The sequence below is a fragment of the Kitasatospora sp. NPDC047058 genome, assembly GCF_040643935.1.
In the GTDB taxonomy this organism is placed as follows: domain Bacteria; phylum Actinomycetota; class Actinomycetes; order Streptomycetales; family Streptomycetaceae; genus Kitasatospora.
In genome coordinates, this window is the sequence record NZ_JBEYVJ010000903.1 from 1 (window position 1) to 1,238 (window position 1,238).

Here is a 1,238-nt window from a genome sequence, read left to right on the forward strand (position 1 = left end):
GGCGGCGGGACACCCCGCCGCCGGCCCGCCGGGGGACGCGTCAGTCGTCCAGGTCCTCGTCGTCGTAGACCTCGCTGACGTCGAACCGGCAGATCAGCAGCTGCGGGTCGGCGTGCTCGAACGGCTCCGGCAGCCACTCCCCCGGCTCGGTCGGCTCGGCCGCCGCGACCCAGAGCGTCGAGTCGGCCTCCTCCAGCCCGAACTCCTCGCTGCGGGCGGCGATCTCGTCCGGCTCGTACTCGCCGAACAGCACGCCGATCGCCGCGTTCAGCCCGCCCGTGCCGCCCCCACCGGGAGTCAGCGAGCCGTCCAGCCGCTCGGCCTGGGCGCGCAGCCGCTTCGGGTCCGCGACGTGGTAGTCCCGGCGGATCAGCACGCTGATCGCCTCGGGCTGCTCGGAGCCGTGGTACCCGCCCGGACCCTCGTCGCCGGGGACCTCGAAGGGAGTGACCTCGTCGTAGACCTCGTAGAGGAGTTGGTCGTACGCGATGGCCGCCGTCGCGAGCTGCTCGTAGGCGGCGGACACGGCGGGATCGTCCGCCGCGTCGGGGCTCGACACCGCTTCCAGATGACGGTCGATGGCGGCCTTGACCGCCTCGGCGGCGGCGCGTACCTCGGCAATGGTGGGCTGCGCGGCATCAGACATGGTGCAGACGCTATCTCCCCGCGGCGCCGCTACGCACAGCGGTTGTCACCTACACCCGCGATTTCACCGCAACTTCCGTCCCGATGTCCGATCCGCGTGGTTCTGTCCCCGCGTGCGCCGGGCGCCCGTGGCGCCCGCCCGGCGCGGCCGGGCCGTCCGGGTACCGCTTGGCGGGCCGTGATCGGGGTATTCCGTGAGGAGGAGGAACGGACTTGATGCCCTGTCAGGGCCGTCCGCTCCGGGCCCGGGACGGGGCGGCGGGACGGGCCCGGCCGGCCGGTGGGAGCGCGGCCGAAAATACCCGGGCCCGTTGTCGGAGGCAGGCCGTAGGCTTGCCGGAAGGTGTCCCTCAGGAGGAGCGTTTTGACCCCAGCGAAGCCGGTCCGGCAGCCGGAGTACGAGTACCAGTCGCTGCGCATGCCGCGCGGGACCTCGCGCAACGCGGCACGCCAACTGCTCACCGACCACGCCGAGTACGGGCACTGGGAGCTGGACAGCTACGACCTCACCGGCTCCAGCTTCGCCACCGGCCTGGTCGGGCTCTTCTCCCTCTTCCCGCTGGTCGCCTTCGGCCTCTACGGCGGCGCCGTCG

The 1,238-nt window shown here is 72.9% G+C and carries 2 protein-coding genes; one reads left to right on the forward strand and one right to left on the reverse strand.

Annotated features, from left to right (window positions below; all coding sequences use genetic code 11):
- Positions 1 to 40: 40 nt before the first annotated feature.
- Entirely contained in the window at positions 41 to 646 is a 606-nt protein-coding gene (locus tag ABZ885_RS41500) for a hypothetical protein (RefSeq protein ID WP_360200434.1), read from the reverse strand.
- A gap of 363 nt (positions 647 to 1,009) precedes the next feature.
- Between ABZ885_RS41500 and ABZ885_RS41505 the strand changes: the two genes are divergently transcribed.
- Positions 1,010 to 1,238, forward strand: a 229-nt coding sequence (locus ABZ885_RS41505; RefSeq protein ID WP_360200436.1) for a DUF5703 family protein, incomplete at its 3' end; no start/stop codon positions are given.